This window comes from Arthrobacter sp. zg-Y895 (assembly GCF_020731025.1).
Classification (GTDB): Bacteria; Actinomycetota; Actinomycetes; order Actinomycetales; family Micrococcaceae; genus Arthrobacter_B.
Map to the genome: position 1 here is coordinate 828,021 of NZ_JAJFZY010000004.1, position 16,591 is coordinate 844,611.

General features: G+C 66.0%; 10 protein-coding genes and 1 pseudogene. 5 read left to right on the forward strand and 6 right to left on the reverse strand.

The window, feature by feature from the left end; genetic code table 11:
- Positions 1-108: 108 nt before the first annotated feature.
- Positions 109-462 (reverse strand): Rv2175c family DNA-binding protein, encoded by a 354-nt coding sequence (locus LJ760_RS10645; protein ID WP_227922624.1) that lies wholly within the window; start codon positions 460-462, stop codon positions 109-111.
- 335 nt (positions 463-797) lie between these two features.
- Here LJ760_RS10645 and LJ760_RS10650 point away from each other — a divergent pair, with 335 nt between their 5' ends.
- Positions 798-2,084: a LysM peptidoglycan-binding domain-containing protein gene (locus LJ760_RS10650; RefSeq protein WP_331460716.1), complete on the forward strand. Its 1,287-nt coding sequence runs from the start codon at positions 798-800 to the stop codon at positions 2,082-2,084.
- Positions 2,085-2,176: 92 nt separating this feature from the next.
- Positions 2,177-4,318: a Stk1 family PASTA domain-containing Ser/Thr kinase gene (locus LJ760_RS10655; RefSeq protein WP_227922625.1), complete on the forward strand. Its 2,142-nt coding sequence runs from the start codon at positions 2,177-2,179 to the stop codon at positions 4,316-4,318.
- A 22-nt stretch (positions 4,319-4,340) separates the two neighbouring features.
- Here the strand turns inward: LJ760_RS10655 and LJ760_RS10660 are convergent, their stop codons facing one another.
- A complete protein-coding gene (locus LJ760_RS10660; protein ID WP_227922810.1) occupies positions 4,341-5,702 on the reverse strand; it encodes a class II 3-deoxy-7-phosphoheptulonate synthase in 1,362 nt (453 codons plus the stop codon).
- A gap of 558 nt (positions 5,703-6,260) precedes the next feature.
- Positions 6,261-6,941, reverse strand: a pseudogene (locus tag LJ760_RS10665) (lysophospholipid acyltransferase family protein); the annotation flags it as partial.
- Between the two features lie 169 nt (positions 6,942-7,110).
- On the opposite strand from LJ760_RS10665, the gene LJ760_RS10670 reads away from it, so the two are divergent.
- Together LJ760_RS10670 and LJ760_RS10675 are read left to right on the forward strand one after the other, a co-directional pair.
- On the forward strand, positions 7,111-7,875 hold the full coding sequence (locus LJ760_RS10670) for an alpha/beta hydrolase (RefSeq protein ID WP_227922627.1): 765 nt from the start codon (positions 7,111-7,113) through the stop codon (positions 7,873-7,875).
- Complete coding sequence (locus tag LJ760_RS10675; RefSeq protein WP_227922629.1) at positions 7,872-8,405, forward strand: hypothetical protein; 534 nt, start codon at positions 7,872-7,874, stop codon at positions 8,403-8,405. The genes LJ760_RS10670 and LJ760_RS10675 overlap by 4 nt, the downstream gene beginning before the upstream one ends.
- Before the next feature lie 31 nt (positions 8,406-8,436).
- Here the strand turns inward: LJ760_RS10675 and LJ760_RS10680 are convergent, their stop codons facing one another.
- Positions 8,437-9,417, reverse strand: a complete 981-nt coding sequence (locus LJ760_RS10680; RefSeq protein ID WP_227922630.1) for an ROK family glucokinase — start codon at positions 9,415-9,417, stop codon at positions 8,437-8,439.
- A gap of 236 nt (positions 9,418-9,653) precedes the next feature.
- On the opposite strand from LJ760_RS10680, the gene LJ760_RS10685 reads away from it, so the two are divergent.
- Entirely contained in the window at positions 9,654-11,462 is a 1,809-nt protein-coding gene (locus LJ760_RS10685; RefSeq protein WP_227922631.1) for an AMP-dependent synthetase/ligase, read from the forward strand.
- A gap of 30 nt (positions 11,463-11,492) precedes the next feature.
- On the opposite strand, the gene LJ760_RS10690 is transcribed toward LJ760_RS10685, so the two are convergent.
- Positions 11,493-12,920 (reverse strand): mycothione reductase, encoded by a 1,428-nt coding sequence (locus tag LJ760_RS10690; protein ID WP_227922632.1) that lies wholly within the window; start codon positions 12,918-12,920, stop codon positions 11,493-11,495.
- Positions 12,921-12,978: 58 nt separating this feature from the next.
- Positions 12,979-16,377 (reverse strand): pyruvate carboxylase, encoded by a 3,399-nt coding sequence (locus LJ760_RS10695; protein WP_227922634.1) that lies wholly within the window; start codon positions 16,375-16,377, stop codon positions 12,979-12,981.
- Positions 16,378-16,591 lie beyond the last annotated feature (214 nt).

Sequence of the window (16,591 nt, forward strand, 5' to 3'; positions counted from 1 at the left end):
GAAGGATCCCAAACCAATAAGGAGCTGCCAGTCCGGAGACTGGCAGCTCCTTATTAAGGTGCTGCGTGATTCAGGCGCTGCGTGATTCAGGCGCTGCGTGAGGCGTTGCTACCAGCCCAAGGCCTGTGCACGGCGGCGGATCTCCGTCTTGCGCCCTTCGCGGAGCGCGTCCACGGGACGGCCAGGCAGCGTGTCGTCGGCCGTGAAGAGCCAGCGGATCATCTCGTCGTCGTGGAAGCCTGCGTCATTGAGCACCGAAATGGTGCCCTTCAGGCTGTCCAGCACGGCGCCGTCAGCGATAAAGGCAGCCGGGATGCTGCGGATCTTCCGGTCGCCGAGGCGCACAGCCAGCAGGGCGCGCTCCTCCAGCAGGCTATGCACCTTGTTAATAGGGAGATCGAGTTGTTCAGCCACATCGGGCAGGGTCAGCCAGTCGGAAACAAGTTCCTCGAGTTCATTCACCCTTCAAGGGTGCCACGTCCGGGGTCGCCCGGGCCACTTTGCCGTTTGGCGGCTGAACTGAAACACAAAAAGCACTACTCGGGTATTGTGCCGGACTCTGGTTAGTGTAAATTCACATTAGTACCTGTAATCACATGCGTAACTAGCACACCACTAGTCACATAAAGAACAGTGGTAACACCCGTTCCATTACTTGTTTTTAATCCAAGGATTTGCGGTAAAGGCCGCGGCCAACACAGATGAGGAAACATCACCATATGAACGCTCAGTCCACCACGGGAACGCCAGAGGCGCGTCCCGTTGCTACAGGAATACCGCGCAAACTGAGTGTTGCCGTGACGACCGCCGCCATTCCTGCAGTGATGATGTCCGCCCTGGCTCTTGCCGAGCCGGCTGCCGCTGCCCCCGCCGCACCCCAGAACACCCTGTTTCCCCAGCTCCCCCTGCAGGCCATCAAGAACCTGAACACCGGGGCTGCCACCGGCGTTACCGCCTCGCAGCTGGCCACCCAGGTTCCCGCGACGCTGCCGGCAGAGTCGGCTGTTCCTGCCACGCACCGGATCGTTTCCGGCGACACGGTCAGTTCAATTGCCGCACAGTACGGACTGTCCGTGACGGAACTGCTGCGCGTCAACAACCTGCAGCCGTCCTCGTTGATCTTCGCAGGCGACGATCTCCGCCTTGGCGGGGCATCCGCACCCGCTGCTCCCGCTGCCGCTTCGGCTGCCGGCGAAGGCACCTATACGGTGGTCTCCGGCGATACTTTGAGCGCCATTGCCGGAAAGCACGGCGTCAGCCTCTCCAGCATCCTCGCCGCGAACGGTCTGACCCTCACCTCCGTCATCTACCCGGGCCAGTCGATCCGCATCGACGGCCAGGCACCCTCCGCAGCGCCGGCCGCTCCCACGGCACCTACCGGCGCCCAGCCGGCCCCCGGCACCGGCAGCTCGTACACGGTTGCCGCCGGGGATACCCTCAGCGCAATCGCTGCCAAGCACGGCGTCAGCCTCTCCGGCATCATGGCCTCCAACGGCCTGTCGCAGACCTCGGTGATCCGCCCGGGCCAGAAGATCACCGTCGACGGCAGCACCGTCAGCGTCACTGCCTCCGCACCCGTGGCAGCCGCACCCACGGATCTGGTTCCCAATACCTTCCTGCACTACACCTACCCCGAGCACACTGTCGCCGACGCCAACCTCAACAAGCAGACCCTCAACTCAATGCCCGTTCCCAGCCGGGCGCAGATGCAGCAGATCGTGGCCGATACGGCAGCACAGATGGGCGTCGACCCGGCCCTGGCACAGGCATTTGCCCTCCAGGAATCCGGCTTCGACCAGCGGGCTGTCTCCCCGGCCAACGCCATCGGCACCATGCAGGTTATTCCTTCCTCCGGGGAATGGGCTTCGCAGCTGGTAGGACGGCAGCTGAACCTGCTGGATCCGTATGACAATGCCACGGCCGGCGTCGCGATCATCAGCGCTTTGATCCGCAGCAGCGACAGCCTGGAAACCGCAATCGCGTCCTACTACCAGGGCCAGTACTCGGTGACCACGCACGGCATGTTCGCGGATACCCGCAACTATGTCAGTTCCGTGCTTGCCCGCCGGGCGTCCTTCCAGTAAGGCAGTCCAGGAGTGCATCGAAAGGGTCCGGATCGGGTGTCGATCCGGACCCTTCCGCGTACCGCCATTAGGATCGAAGGGTGCATGAGCCCGTGAAAGACTCCCTCGTTGAGACGCTGGTCGACGACCGTTACTTCGTCAGGTCCCTGGTGGCGCGCGGCGGAATGTCCAGTGTTTACCTGGCCACCGACCGCCGCCTGGACCGCGATGTGGCCCTCAAGGTGCTGTACCCGCACCTGGCCGCGGACCGCGGCTTCCTTAGGCGTTTCGAAAGCGAAGCCAAATCGGCTGCACGGCTTTCCCACCCCCACGTGGTGGGCGTCCTGGACCAGGGCATCACCGACAGCCTGGCTTACCTCGTGATGGAGTATGTGCCCGGACGGACGTTGCGCGGGCTGCTCGACGAGCGCGGACCCCTCTCGCCGCGCCTGGCGCTGGCCCTGATGGATGCGGTGGTTGAAGGGCTGGCTGCTGCGCACGACGCCGGACTGGTCCACCGCGACGTCAAACCGGAGAACGTGCTCCTCGCGGACAACGGCAGGATCAAGATCGCTGACTTCGGACTGGCCCGTGCCGTGTCCACCAGTACCAACACCGGAACACTGGTGGGCACCGTCGCCTACCTCGCACCCGAACTGGTTACGGCGGGCGGTGCCGACGAACGCAGTGACGTCTATTCAGCCGGCATCATGCTCTATGAGATGCTCACTGGCCGGCAGCCCTTCACGGGAGATTCACCCATCCAGGTGGCCTTCGCGCATGTCCACTCCTCCGTGCCCGCCCCTTCGGATCTGTGCCCGGGACTGGCCCAGGACCTGGACGAGCTTGTCCGCTGGTGCACCGCAAAGGACCCCGAGGAACGCCCCGTCAACGGCCGCGCCCTGCTGGGCGAACTGCGGCACATCCGCACCTCCCTCAGCGATGCGGAGCTTGACTTCCGGTGCGCTCCGGGCCCGGGCAGCCGACCGTCCGACGCCGGCACGCCCACCGAAGCGTTGTCCGGCGCCACGGAGGTCCTTACTGCCGCCGGTGCCGCCACGAGCGTCATGGACACGTCCGCCGCCTTAGGCCCCGGCGATCCCCGCGGGAACCACACCGAGGTCATCCACCGAAACGACAACGCCACCACGGTATTTCCTGCCGGCAGCCGCGGTGCAGGCGATGACGGTGCGGACCACGGGGACGGATACGACGCCGAGGGCCCGGACGACGACTATGCCACAGACGACGAAGCCGGCCTCAGCCCGAACGCGCGTCGGCGCAGAGCCCAGCGGGATGAACGCGACCGGCAACGGCTAAACGACCGTGAAGCCCACCGCCCGCAGGTATCCCTTCGCAGCGGAAAGCCGCGCCGTCGGGGCATCCTGCTGGCCGTACTGCTGACTGTACTGCTCGCGGCGGTTGCCTTTGCCGGTTGGTTCTTCGGTGCCGGACCCGGCGCCCTGGTCTCCGTACCGGACGTGAGCAACGCTTCCGTCGAGGAAGCCGGCACACAGCTGGTCGACGCCGGCCTGAACTACACCACCGATGAGGTGTTCGACGAAGTGGTAGCCGCAGGGCTCGCCGTCGGCACGGATCCCGGCGCCGCCCGGGAAATCCGCCGCTTCCAGCCGGTGACGCTGCTCGTCTCCAAGGGACCGCAGCTGTTTTCCGTGCCCAACGTTCTCCAGCGCACGCTGGACGCCGCCCGGACAGACCTTGAAGCGGACGAGCTCACGCTCGGCGCAGTCACAGAGGAGTACAGCGAAAGCATAGAAGCGGGCAGCATCATCAGCCAGCAGCCGTTGCCGGACACCCTGCTGCGGCTGGGGGCTCCGGTGGACGTCACGGTCTCAAAGGGACCGGCGCCCGTTGAGGTCCCCGCAGTCACCGGGCTGGGCGAGGACGCTGCGGTGCAAGCCATTGAAGACGCCGGCCTCACGGCTGCCGTCGCTCCGGAAAAAGTGAACAGCCCTTCCGTCCCGGCGGGCGCAGTCGTTGCCCAGACGCCGGCATCCGGGCTGCTGGAGCGGGGATCCACCGTCACGCTGACCATCTCCCTCGGTCCGCGGATGGTTGAGGTTCCGAACTATGTGGGGCAGCGCGCCGAGACCGCGCGGGCCGACTTGGAAAGCCGCGGGTTCACCGTTGAGGTGGAGAACCTCCTGGGCGGATTGCTAGGCCTGGTCCGGGACCAGGAACCGGGCGCAGGTACCGCACCCGAAGGCTCCACCGTCATCCTGAAGGTGGTGTAGCCCCGGGGCGGCCCTACGCCTGTCAGCTCCTGCGGGAAAGGGCACCTGCAACCAGGAAGGCCATCTCCAGGGACTGCATATGGTTCAGCCGGGGGTCGCAGACGGATTCGTAGCCCTCCACGAACGCTTCCTGGTCAATGGGGTCCGCACCGCCCAGGCACTCCGCGACGTCGTCGCCCGTCATCTCCACGTGCAGGCCGCCGGGGAAGGTCCCCAGGGAATCGTGCACTTCGAAGAAGCCGCGCACCTCGTCCATCACATCGTCGAAGTTGCGGGTCTTGTATCCATTGGGCGAGGTGACGGTGTTGCCGTGCATGGGGTCCGTTACCCAGAGAACCTGGGCGCCCGAGGCGGTCACCTTCTCCACCAGGGCGGGAAGCTTCTCGCGGATGTTGCGGGCACCCATCCGGGTGATGAACGTCAGCCGCCCGGGTTCCCGGTTCGGATCCAGCTTGTCGATCAGGGCCAAGGCGTCTTCGGCGCTCGTTTTCGGGCCGAGCTTCACGCCGATGGGGTTACGCACCCGGGACAGGAAGTCCACATGCGCGGAATCCAGGTCACGGGTGCGCTCTCCAATCCACAGGAAGTGACCGGAGGTGTCGTACGGCTGGCCGGTTCGGGAGTCCACCCGGGTCAGGGCCCGTTCGTAGTCCAGGAGCAGCGCCTCATGGCTGGCGAAGAACTCGACTCGCTTCAGGGCTTCGAAGTCCGCGCCACAGGCCTCCATGAAGCGTACGGCGCGGTCGATTTCCCGGGCCAGGGATTCATAGCGGGAGTGCGCCGGATTGGAGGTAAAGCCCTTGTTCCAGTGGTGCACCAGCCGGAGATCGGCGAAACCGCCCTGCGTGAAGGCGCGGATCAGGTTCAGCGTGGACGCGGAGGTATGGTAGGCGCGCACCATCCGCGCCGGGTTGTGCCGACGCGATTCGGGCGTGAAGTCGTAGCCGTTGACCATGTCGCCGCGGTACGCGGGCAACGTCACGCCGTCACGGGTTTCCTCGTTGGAGGAGCGCGGCTTGGCAAACTGACCGGCCATCCGGCCCATCTTGATCACCGGAACGGACGCACCGTAGGTGAGGACCACTGCCATCTGCAGCAGCGTCCGGACGCGGGCGCTGATCTTGTCCGCGGTGGCCGCTTCGAACGTCTCGGCGCAGTCGCCGCCCTGCAGGAGGAAGGCACGGCCCTGGGCGGCCTCGGCCAGCCGGCTGCGGAGGACATCCACTTCGCCGGCGAAAACCAGCGGCGGCACCATCGACAGTTCGGCGATGGCCGCGTCATACCCCGGATCGTCCCGCCACGTCGGCTGCTGGGAGATCGACAGGGAACGCCAGTTGTCCAACTCGGGGTGGGTCGCGGAAGTGGCCGCCGCGCCCGAGAGCATGGTCGGAATGGACTCGCGGTGTACGGGGGTGTCAGTCACGGCTTAAATCCTACTAGTTGCCCGGCTGGAGCGAACAACGCCGTCACAAACGCCGCCGGAGCGCGCAACACAGGCACGCTCCAGCCAGCCTCCGAGGGGTAGCTAGGCAGTATGGGAGCGCGGGTCTGCGTCGCGGTCATCGGATCGGGCACCGCTGGACTCGGCACCGCTGGACTCGGCACCGCTGGATTCGGCACCGCTGGATTCGGCACCGCTGGTTTCCGCAGCGTCCGTCCGGGCAGCGCGGGCTCCGTTGGCGCCGGACTTCCGGCCACGGAACTTCAGGCGCCGCTTGTTTCCGGCTTCGCCCGCGGCGTCGTCCGCTTCGGCTGCAGCCGGTTTCGGGGATTTGCGGATGCCCTTCGCCGCGCTCGAACCGATGACGGTCACGGCCCCGGGCAGTTTGTCGCCTGCTTCGGCAGGCAGTTCCGAGCCGCCGGCCGGGGGCACTGCACCGGAATCGGATCCGGTGGAAAGGCGGACAGCCGCGCTGCGTGCCTGTGCGGCCTTGACGCCCTTCTTAGCGGCCATCTTTTCCTTGACGGTGCTGGCATATACATCCACGTATTCCTGGCCGGAAAGACGCATGAGTTCATACATGATCTCGTCGGTCACGGAGCGCTGGATAAAGCGGTCATTCTCCAGCCCGGCGTACCGCGAGAAGTCCAGCGGTTCACCTACGATGATGCCGATCCGACGGATATTGGGAATCCGCCGGCCGATGGGCTGGACCTTGTCGGTTCCGATCATCGCAACGGGGATGACGGGAACGCCGGTAGAGAGCACCAGCTTGGCTACACCGGTCTTGCCGCGGTACAGCCGCCCGTCCGGGCTGCGGGTGCCTTCCGGGTAAATACCCAGCAGGCCGCCGTTTTCCAGGACATCGACGCCTGCCTTGAGGGAGGAAGCGGACGCCGCTCCGCCCGAGCGGTCCATCGGCAGCTGGTTCGCGAGCCGGAAGAAGGTTGCAGTGAGCTTGCCCTTGATGCCTTTGCCGTTGAAGTAATCGCTCTTCGCGAGAAAGCTCACCGGCCGGGGTACGGCCAACGGAAGGAAGATCGAATCGGAGAACGAAAGGTGATTGCTCACCAGGACGGCAGGCCCGGATTCGGGGATGTTATCCATTCCCTTGACCCAAGGCCTGAAGAGAAGATTTACCACCGGCCCGATGAATATAGTCTTCATCACCCAATAGAACACGCGGCTTGATCTCCTGTCCGGACAAGACAATAACGGGGGACCCGTTTGGTTCCCCAGACTCTACTGTATGCGCGCTTATCCCTGCTGGTGAATTTGGCGCGTACCGGGGTTCCCGGGAGTTTCCCCCGTGCAGGGTCCAAAAAGTCCCCTCTAATGCAACCATAGACACATGACTTCCCTCCCCGGCGCTGATGCCTTCCACTCTGAGGGGCACGGACCCAACGCGGGCGTTGGCGTGCTTCTCAGCCACGGATTCACCGGATCCCCGGTGAGCCTTGCGGCTTGGGCACGCCACCTGGCGGACCGCGGCTATGCCGTGAGCCTTCCGCTGCTGTCCGGCCACGGCACAAGCTGGCAGGAATTGGCACAGACGCCGTGGCAGCGCTGGTACGAGGACTACGAGAGCGCTTATCGGGACCTGCGGGAGCGGACGGACTGTGTTGTATCGGCAGGCCTTTCCATGGGCGGCACGTTGGCGCTGCGGCTCGCGGCCCGGCAGCCGGTGGCCGGCGTCGTCGTCGTTAACCCCGGCCTGACGTTCGCCGACCCCCGGGCACGCTATTCCGGCGTGCTGAAGTACTTCCTGAGATCCGTTCCTGCCATTGGCAACGACATCCGGCTCAAAGGACAGGATGAGGGTGCGTACCCGCGGACGCCGGTCGGCTCGGTGCACCAGCTTGGCAGGCTCTTCCGGAACACTGCCGCCGCCCTGCCCGACGTTACGGCGCCCGTGCTGGCATTCCGTTCACGGGTGGACGCTGTGGTGCCGGAATCCAGCATGGAACTGCTCCGCCGCCGGCTCCTTAACGCAGAGCTCGAGGTGGTGCCGCTTGAGAACAGCTACCACGTTGCCACCATGGACCACGATGCGCCGCTGATCTTTGACCGCTCCGCTGAATTCATCCACCGCGTCAGTTCCGGGGTGCGGGCATGAGCGAACGCGAGCCGGAACATAACGAGTCCACCGACGAAGAAGTCTGGCTGGACCTGGTGGCCCGCCTTGAACATATGGACGCCAGCGATCCGGTACGTCCGGAACCGGACCGTTCCGCCGGCGCCCCGGATGCCGCTGCCCCGCACGGCGGCGGGGAACCGGGAGAAGCCACCCCGCCCCGCGATCCGGCGGCACCGACGCCGGCCGAACGGACCCGCGCCATCTTCGAGAACCAGCCGTTGGCATCGGCGGGGCCCCGGGACTATACGGCCGAGGACGAGGATGAGGACGACGGCGGGTTTGTGCCGCCCGAACCGCCGCCGCTTGGCACCGGGGAACCGCTGGTGGTGCTCAGCTGGCTGGGCACGCTGGCCGGACCGCTCCTGCTCCTGGTGTTCGCCATGTTCTGGCGCAGCGCGCCGCTGCCGGTCATCCTCGGCACCATCGCCGTGTTTGCGGGCTCCGCGGCCTATCTGCTTTTCCGGCTACCCCAGCACCGCGATGAGGATGACGACGGCGCGGCCGTTTAGGCCCGGCTTCCTCCTCCGGGGACGCCCCGGCTCAGCGGCGTGCGGCGATCCGCGACAGGTCCGCGGCTCCGATCATCCCCGCGGCGGGACCCAGGGCCGCCCGCTCCATTTTGGCCGCGGGGCGGAACCCCCGCCCGGTAAGGTTCCGGGCAAAGGACCGTCGCGCCGGAACAAGCAGCAGGTCACCGGCATCGCTCAGCCCGCCGCCGATGACGAACATTCCCGGATCCAGTGCAGCGGCCAGGTTCGCCAGCCCCAATCCGAGCCACTGCCCCACTTCGTCAAGGAGTTCGATGGAGGCCGGGTCGCCTTCGAGGGCAAGGCGGGTGACGACGGCGCCGGTCACCTGATCCGCATTGCCGTTCACCGCCCGGAGCAGCTCCTGGGCTACCGGGGAGTTGGCTGCGGCCAGTTCCCGGGCCTCCCGGCCCAGGGCGTTACCCGAGGCGTACTGTTCCCAGCACCCCCGGTTGCCGCATTCGCAGCGGTGCCCGCCGGGCATGATGATCTGGTGCCCGAACTCCCCCGCCACGCCGTACCGGCCGCGCTCAAGGCGGCCGTCGAGGACCATTGCCCCGCCGATTCCGGTTCCGAGGGTAACGCAGACCATCCTGCTCTCCCCCGCACCGGCTCCGAACCGGTATTCCGCCCAGGCGGCGCCGTCGGCGTCATTGACCAGGAAGACGCGTCTGCGCAGCAGCCTCTCCAGGTTCTCGCGGAGGGGCTCGTTGCGCCAGGCCAGGTGCGGGCTGAACAACACGGTGCTGCCGGCGAGGTCCATCCACCCGGCCGCACCGATGCCGACGGACCACACGTGGTGCTCGGCCGAGAGTTCCCGGACCAGGTCCACGATTACCGCTTCGACTTCCCGGGGATCCTGCCCCGGCGTCGACCGGCGCGCCTGCTTCAGCACCCGTCCGTCGCCATCCACGAGCCCGGCCGCTACTTTGGTCCCGCCGATATCTATCCCGATGGCCAGCCCGCGCCGCCGCATTCGGTTCGGCAGCCGCATGGGCCTGCGCGGCCGGAAGGGTTCCGTGGCAGCAAGCCTGCGTTGGAGCGGGGTGGAAAGGGGGCGGGGAACGGGTGCTGGGGTAACTGGACGCATCAGAAACCTATTCTAGGGAAACGGCAAGAGCGGCGACGCGTTCGTTATGAATCTGCAAGGTTACCGACGGGTAAGAAAATGTGATCTAGGTTATAGGCTGAACAGTGCCTACGGGCGTATCGGATATCAAAGGAGCTATCGTGCGAGAATTCAGCGTTCCCGTCCTAGCGGAGTCCCCGCCGCAGACGAACATCACAAACATGCTGCTCGATCAGGCAGCCAAGCCAAGCAACCCCGCTCTCTTTGCCGTCCGGAACGGCCAGGGCGAATGGCAGCGGATCAGTGCCACGGAGTTCACCAAGGACGTCCGGGCGCTGGCCAAGGGCTTCATGGCCAGTGGCATCAAGGCAGGCGACCGCGTGGCCATCATGTCGCGGACCAGGTACGAATGGACCCTGGTGGACTTTGCCCTCTGGTTCGCCGGAGCGGTGTCGGTTCCCGTCTATGAGACCTCGTCCCCTTCGCAGGTTGCCTGGATCCTGAGCGATTCCGGCGCCGTCGGCATTGTGGTTGAAGCCGCCCGGCACGAGAACATTGTCCGCACGGCCGCAGCGGACGAAGACCTTTCCATGGTCGCCAATGTGTGGCAGATCGACGGCGGCGGACTCGACACGCTGCGCGCCGACGGCGCTTCGGTCAGTGATGAAGATCTCGAGACACGTCGCTCGACCGCCCAGATGGCCGACCTGGCAACCATCATCTATACGTCCGGAACCACGGGCAAACCGAAGGGCTGCGAACTCACGCACGCCAACTTCGTCAACCTTTCCCGCAACTCGGAGCTGGCGGAGCCCGAGGTGGCCACCGAGGGCTCGCAGACGATCATGTTCCTGCCGTTGGCGCATGTCCTTGCCCGCTTCATTTCCGTGCTCAGCGTGGCTACCGGTGCCACCGTGGCGCACACCCCCGATGTCAAGAACCTCCTTCCCGACCTGCAGAGCTTCAAGCCCACCTTCATCCTGGTGGTTCCGCGCGTGCTGGAGAAGGTGTTCAACGCCTCCATGCTGAAGGCCGAAGACGGCGGCAAGGGCAAGATCTTCCACGCCGGCGTCGCCACGGCAGTTGCCTGGTCCAAGGCCAAGCAGGAGGGCAAGGTGCCGCTGGGCCTGACCCTGAAGCATGCCCTCTTCGACCGCCTGCTGTACGGCAAGATCCGCGAGGCCATGGGCGGGAAGGTGGAATACGCGGTTTCCGGCGGAGCTCCCCTGGGCGAACGGCTGGGGCACTTCTTCCACGGCATCGGACTGCTGGTGCTGGAAGGCTACGGTTTGACCGAAACCACGGCTCCGCTCACCACCAACACCCCGCAGCTCGTCAAGCTGGGCACCGTGGGCGCGCCCCTTCCCGGGAACAGCGTGAAGATCGCCGACGACGGCGAGATCCTGGCCAAGGGCATCAGCGTGATGAAGGGCTACTACAACCGCCCGGAACTGATGGAGGACACATTCACCGACGGCTGGTTCCACACCGGTGACATCGGCGAACTCGACTCGGACGGCTTCCTGAAGATCACCGGCCGAAAGAAGGAAATCATCATCACGGCCGGCGGCAAGAACGTGGTTCCCTCTCAGCTGGAGGATTCCATCCGCGCCGATTCGATTGTGTCCCAGTGCGTGGTGGTCGGGGATGCCAAGCCGTTCATTTCGGCCCTCATTACCATCGACGAAGAGGCACTGCCCGGCTGGCTGGGGCGGCACAAGCTGCCGGCCACCATGACGGTGACCGAAGTGGCCAAGACCGATGAGCTGCAGAAGGAACTCCAGGCCCTGGTGGACCGCGCCAACAAGAAGGTCTCCTCCGCCGAGGCGATCAAGAAGTTCCGCGTGGTCCCGACCGACTTCACCGAGACCAGCGGACACCTGACACCGTCGCTGAAGATCAAGCGGGCCCAGGTGCTCCGGGACTTCTCGGACGTCATCGACGATATCTACAGCGGGCAGCGGGTCTGATTTATCCGCGCCGGGCAGGAACCGACTCCCCTAGAGGCGGTTCCTGCCCGGCTTTTCCTTTGTCTTCAGCGAAAGCAGCGCATTTTCGACCACCTCTGTCAGCGCCGGGTGGATCCAGTACTGCCCGCGGGCCATCGTGGCGGCGTCCAACCCGAACTCCATCGCCTGCACCAGGGGCTGGATCAGCATGGACGCCTCATGTCCCACAATGTGGGCACCAAGCAGCCGGCCGCTTTCCTTCTCCGCCAGCAGTTTCACGAACCCGGTGGAATCCTCCATTGCCCAGCCGTACGCCGTCGACCCGTATTCCTGCACGGCCAAGGCGAGTTCGACGCCGCGGGCTTCCGTATCAGCGATGGCCTGGTCCTCGGTCATCCCGACGCTTGCAATCTGCGGGCTGCTGAAGACGGCAGCCGGCACGAAGCGGTGGTCCATGGCGCGAAGGTCCCCGGGGTGCACCAGGTTGTGCGCCACCACGCGCGCCTCGTGGTTGGCCACGTGCTTGAGCTGGTAGGGGCTGCTGATGTCGCCCAGCGCCCAGATTCCCTGCACCGGAGCACCGGACGCCAGCACCCGGCCGTAGCTGTCCACAGCCAGCCGGCCGTCCGAGGTGAGGTCAAAACCGGCGGCACTGACGTCCAGCCGGTCGGTGTTGGGGGTTCGGCCGGTCGCCACCAGCACCAGGTCCACATCCAGGGCCGACTCTCCGGCGGGACCGGAGAGGACGGCGTGCACGGAACCGTCAGCGTTCTCCACCAGTGAGTCCACGGTGGTTTCGAACTGCACGTTCCATTGCTTGGAGGCTTCCGCGGTGAAGCGTTCGGACACGGTTTCGTCCAGGGAACGAAGCAGCGCCCCCGACCGCACGGCCAGGGTGACGTCCGACCCGAAGGCGGAGAAGACGAAGCCGAACTCCGCGGCGATATACCCGCCGCCGATGATCAGCACCCGGGCCGGCAGCTCATCGATACGCATCGCCGTGTCCGAGGTATGCACCTGCGGAAGGTCCATCCCCGGCACATCCGGCAGGACCGGACGGGAACCCGCGGCCACCACGATTTCGTCGGCAGTGATCTCCTGCCCCGACGCCGTGACGAGTGCGTGCGGCGAGACGAAGCGGACGTATTCACTGAACAGCGTGACGTTGTCCAGCTCCTCGTCCCGGTAGCGGCGCCCGCCGTCGGAAATCGCGTCGATGCGGGTGAAGATCCGGTCCCGGATGTCCCGCCACCGGACCCCGGCGGACACCGTGTCCACGCCCAGCCGCGCACCGTCCACTGCGGCGGCCGCGAGCTGGGCGGGGTACACGAACATCTTCGTGGGGATGCACCCGACGTTGAGGCACGTTCCTCCGAACGTGCCTCCGTCAATAATCGCTACCTTTTTACCGTCCCAGTCCGGGGTGATGATCGAGTTGCCGGAGCCGGAACCAATGATGGCCAGATCGAAGTGAGTCACGCTCTTCAGTCTATGCAGTCACGCTCCAACGTTCATTTCGCACCGGTGGAGCCGGTGCTTATTTCGGGGCGATGACCAGCAGCAGGTCCCCGCCCTGGACCTGCTCCACCCGGGAGATCGCGACCCGTTCCACGGTTCCGGCAACCGGGGCCGTGATGGAGGCCTCCATCTTCATTGCTTCGATGGTGGCGACGGTTTCCCCTGCGGCGACCTCTGCACCCTCCTTTGCCGTGACCGTGACTGCACCGGCAAACGGTGCCGCTACGTGGCCGGCTTCGGCCGGATCTGCCCGTTCCGCCGATTTCGTGGTGCTTTCGATGCTGCGGTCCCGGACCGAGACCGGCCGCATCTGCCCGTTCAGGGTGGTCATGACCGTACGCATGCCCTTTTCATCCGGCTCGGACACCGCATCCAGCGCGGCGATCAGCCGCACGCCCTTTTCCAGTTCGATGACGTGCTCTTCCCCGCGCCGCAGCCCGTACAGGTAGTCCCGGGTCTCCAGTACGGAAACGTCTCCGTAGGTTTCACGGACGGTCGCAAATTCCTTTGCCGGGCCGGCAAAGAGCAGCCGGTTCAGGGTTTCCTGCCGGGTGGCGGAATCGGAGTGCAGCCCCGCCTTGTCCACCTCGGTCAGTTCGACGTCGCGGGCCTTGACCTTACGGCCCTGCAGCGCCTTGGTCCGGAAGGGCTCCGGCCATCCTCCGGGCGGATCGCCGAGTTCACCGCTGAGGAAGCCGATCACGGAATCCGGAATGTCGTAGTTCTGCGGGTTCTCCTCGAAGTCCTCCGGGGAGACGTTGGAGCCGACCAGCTGGAGGGCCAGGTCACCCACCACCTTCGACGACGGCGTGACCTTCACCAGGCGGCCCAGGATCCGGTCGGCGGCGGTGTACATGTCCTCGATGGCTTCGAACCGCTCCCCCAGCCCCAGGGCAATCGCCTGCTGGCGCAGGTTGGAAAGCTGGCCGCCCGGAATCTCGTGCCGGTACACGCGACCCGTGGGACCCGCCAACCCGGATTCGAACGGCGCGTAGACACGCCGCACGGCCTCCCAATACGGTTCGAGCGCGCCCACCGCGTCCAGGCTGATGCCGGTGTCCCGTTCGGTGTTGGTCAGCGCGGCGACCAACGAGGACATGGACGGCTGGCTGGTGGTGCCCGCCAGCGGCGCGCTGGCAACGTCCACCGCGTCCACCCCCACCTCGGCAGCGGCCAGCAGGGTCGCCAGCTGGCCTCCGGCGGTGTCATGCGTGTGCAGGTGGACGGGCAGGTCGAAACGCTCCCGCAGCGCGGCGACCAGCTTGGCGGCTGCAGCCGGCCGCAGCAGGCCTGCCATGTCCTTGATGGCCAGGATGTGGGCGCCTGCGTCCACCATTTTCTGCGCCAGGTCCAGGTAGTAGTCCAGCGTGTAGAGGTCCTCCTTGGGGTTCAGCATGTCGCCGGTGTAGCAGAGGGCTACTTCGGCGACGGCGGTGCCCGTCTTGCGGACGGCCCGGATGGCAGGCTCCATCTGGGACACATCATTCAGCGCGTCGAAGATGCGGAAAATGTCGACGCCGGTTGCCGCCGCTTCCTCCACGAAGGCTTCGGTGACTTCGGTCGGATACGGCGTGTAGCCCACCGTGTTCCGTCCGCGCAGCAGCATCTGGATGCAGATGTTGGGCAGCTGGTGCCTCAGGGCGGCGAGCCGCTCCCACGGGTCCTCGCCCAGGAAGCGCAGGGCGACGTCGTACGTGGCACCGCCCCAGGCCTCCACGGACAGCAGTTCCGGGGTCAGGGCCGCTACCGCCGGTGCCGCAGCGGTCAGGTCCCTGGTCCGCACGCGGGTGGCCAGCAGCGACTGGTGGGCGTCGCGGAAAGTGGTGTCGGTGACGGCCAGCTCGGTCCGCTGCCGCAGGTCCGCCGCGAAACCCTCGGGGCCGAGTTCCAGCAGCCGCTGCCGGGAGCCCGGCGCGGCCTCCGGCAGATCGGCGGGCAGCTTCTCCGACGGGTCGATGTGTGCCACTGGATCGCCGTAGGGCTTATTGACGGTGACATCGGCGAGCCAGTTGAGCAGCTTCGTACCCCGATCCGCCGAGCCGCGGGCGTTAAGCAGTTCGGGGCGTTCCTCGATAAACGACGTGGCTACGTCGCCGGCGACGAAGTCCGGGTCGTCCAGGACCGCCTGCAGGAAGGAAATGTTGGTGGCGACGCCGCGGATCCTGAACTCGGCCAGCGCCCGGCGGGCCCGGTTGACCGCTATGGGATAGGTCCGTCCCCGGCAGGTCAGCTTCACCAGCATCGAATCGAAGTGCGGGCTGATTTCAGCGCCCGCGTAGACGGTGCCGCCGTCGAGCCGGACCCCGGCGCCGCCGGCGGAACGGTACGCGGTGATCCGGCCGACGTCGGGCCGGAACCCGTTTGCCGGGTCCTCGGTGGTAATCCGGCACTGGAGGGCGGCGCCGCGGATCTGCAGTTCATCCTGCTGCAGGCCCAGATCGGCCAGCGACTCACCGGCGGCGATCCGCAGCTGGGACTGGACGATGTCGACGTCGGTGATTTCCTCCGTAACGGTGTGTTCCACCTGGACCCGGGGGTTCATTTCAATAAAGACGTGCTGGCCGGCGCGTTCACCGACGGTGTCCACGAGGAACTCCACGGTTCCCGCGTTGACGTAGTTCAGGGCCTTGGCGAACTTCACCGCGTCCCGGTACAAGGCCTGGCGGATGTTCTCATCCAGGTTGGGCGCCGGCGCTATCTCCACCACCTTCTGGTGGCGGCGCTGCAGCGAGCAGTCCCGTTCGAACAGGTGCACGATGTTGCCGTCCGCATCGGCCAGGATCTGCACTTCGATGTGCCGGGGACGCAGGACAGCCTGCTCCAGGAATACGGTGGCGTCGCCGAAGGCTGTTTCAGCCTCCCGCATGGCCGCCTGCAGGGCTTCGGGCAGCTTGTCCGCGGTGTCAACCCGGCGCATGCCGCGGCCGCCGCCGCCGGCCACTGCCTTGACGAAGATGGGGAACCCGATGTCCTCCGCCTCGCTGAGCAGCTTCTCGACGTCGTCGCTCGGCTCGGTGGAGCGCAGAACCGGGATGCCTGCCTTCCGAGCCGCGTTCAGGGCATGGACCTTGTGGCCTGCCAGTTCCAGGATGTCCGCTGCGGGACCTACGAAGGTGATGCCGGCGTCGGCGGCAGCCCGCGCCAGGTGCGCATTTTCGGAAAGGAATCCGTAACCGGGGTAGATGGCGTCACAACCGGACTCCTTGGCTACCCGGATAATCTCGTCAACGTCCAGATACGCCCGGACCGGGTGTCCCTCTTCCCCGATCAGGTAGGCCTCGTCGGCCTTCTGGCGGTGAATGGAATTCCGGTCCTCATGGGGAAACACGGCCACGGTCTTGGCGCCGAGCTCATAGGCGGCGCGGAAGGCGCGAATGGCGATCTCGCCCCGGTTCGCTACCAAAATCTTCGAGAACATGGGTCTCCTGGATCAATTGCGGTGGGGCACCCGGACAGATACCGCCATTAACGGATTTTACCCACGGCGCGAGAGGAAAGCCTCAAGCCGGACCGGGGTCCCGCCGACGGGCGGACTCCGGAGCTGCCGTGTTCGACATCACAGTGGCACCAGTCTAAGCGCCACCCCTGCAAAAGCCCGCTGCCAAGGTAACGGGTATGCGTCACATAGAATG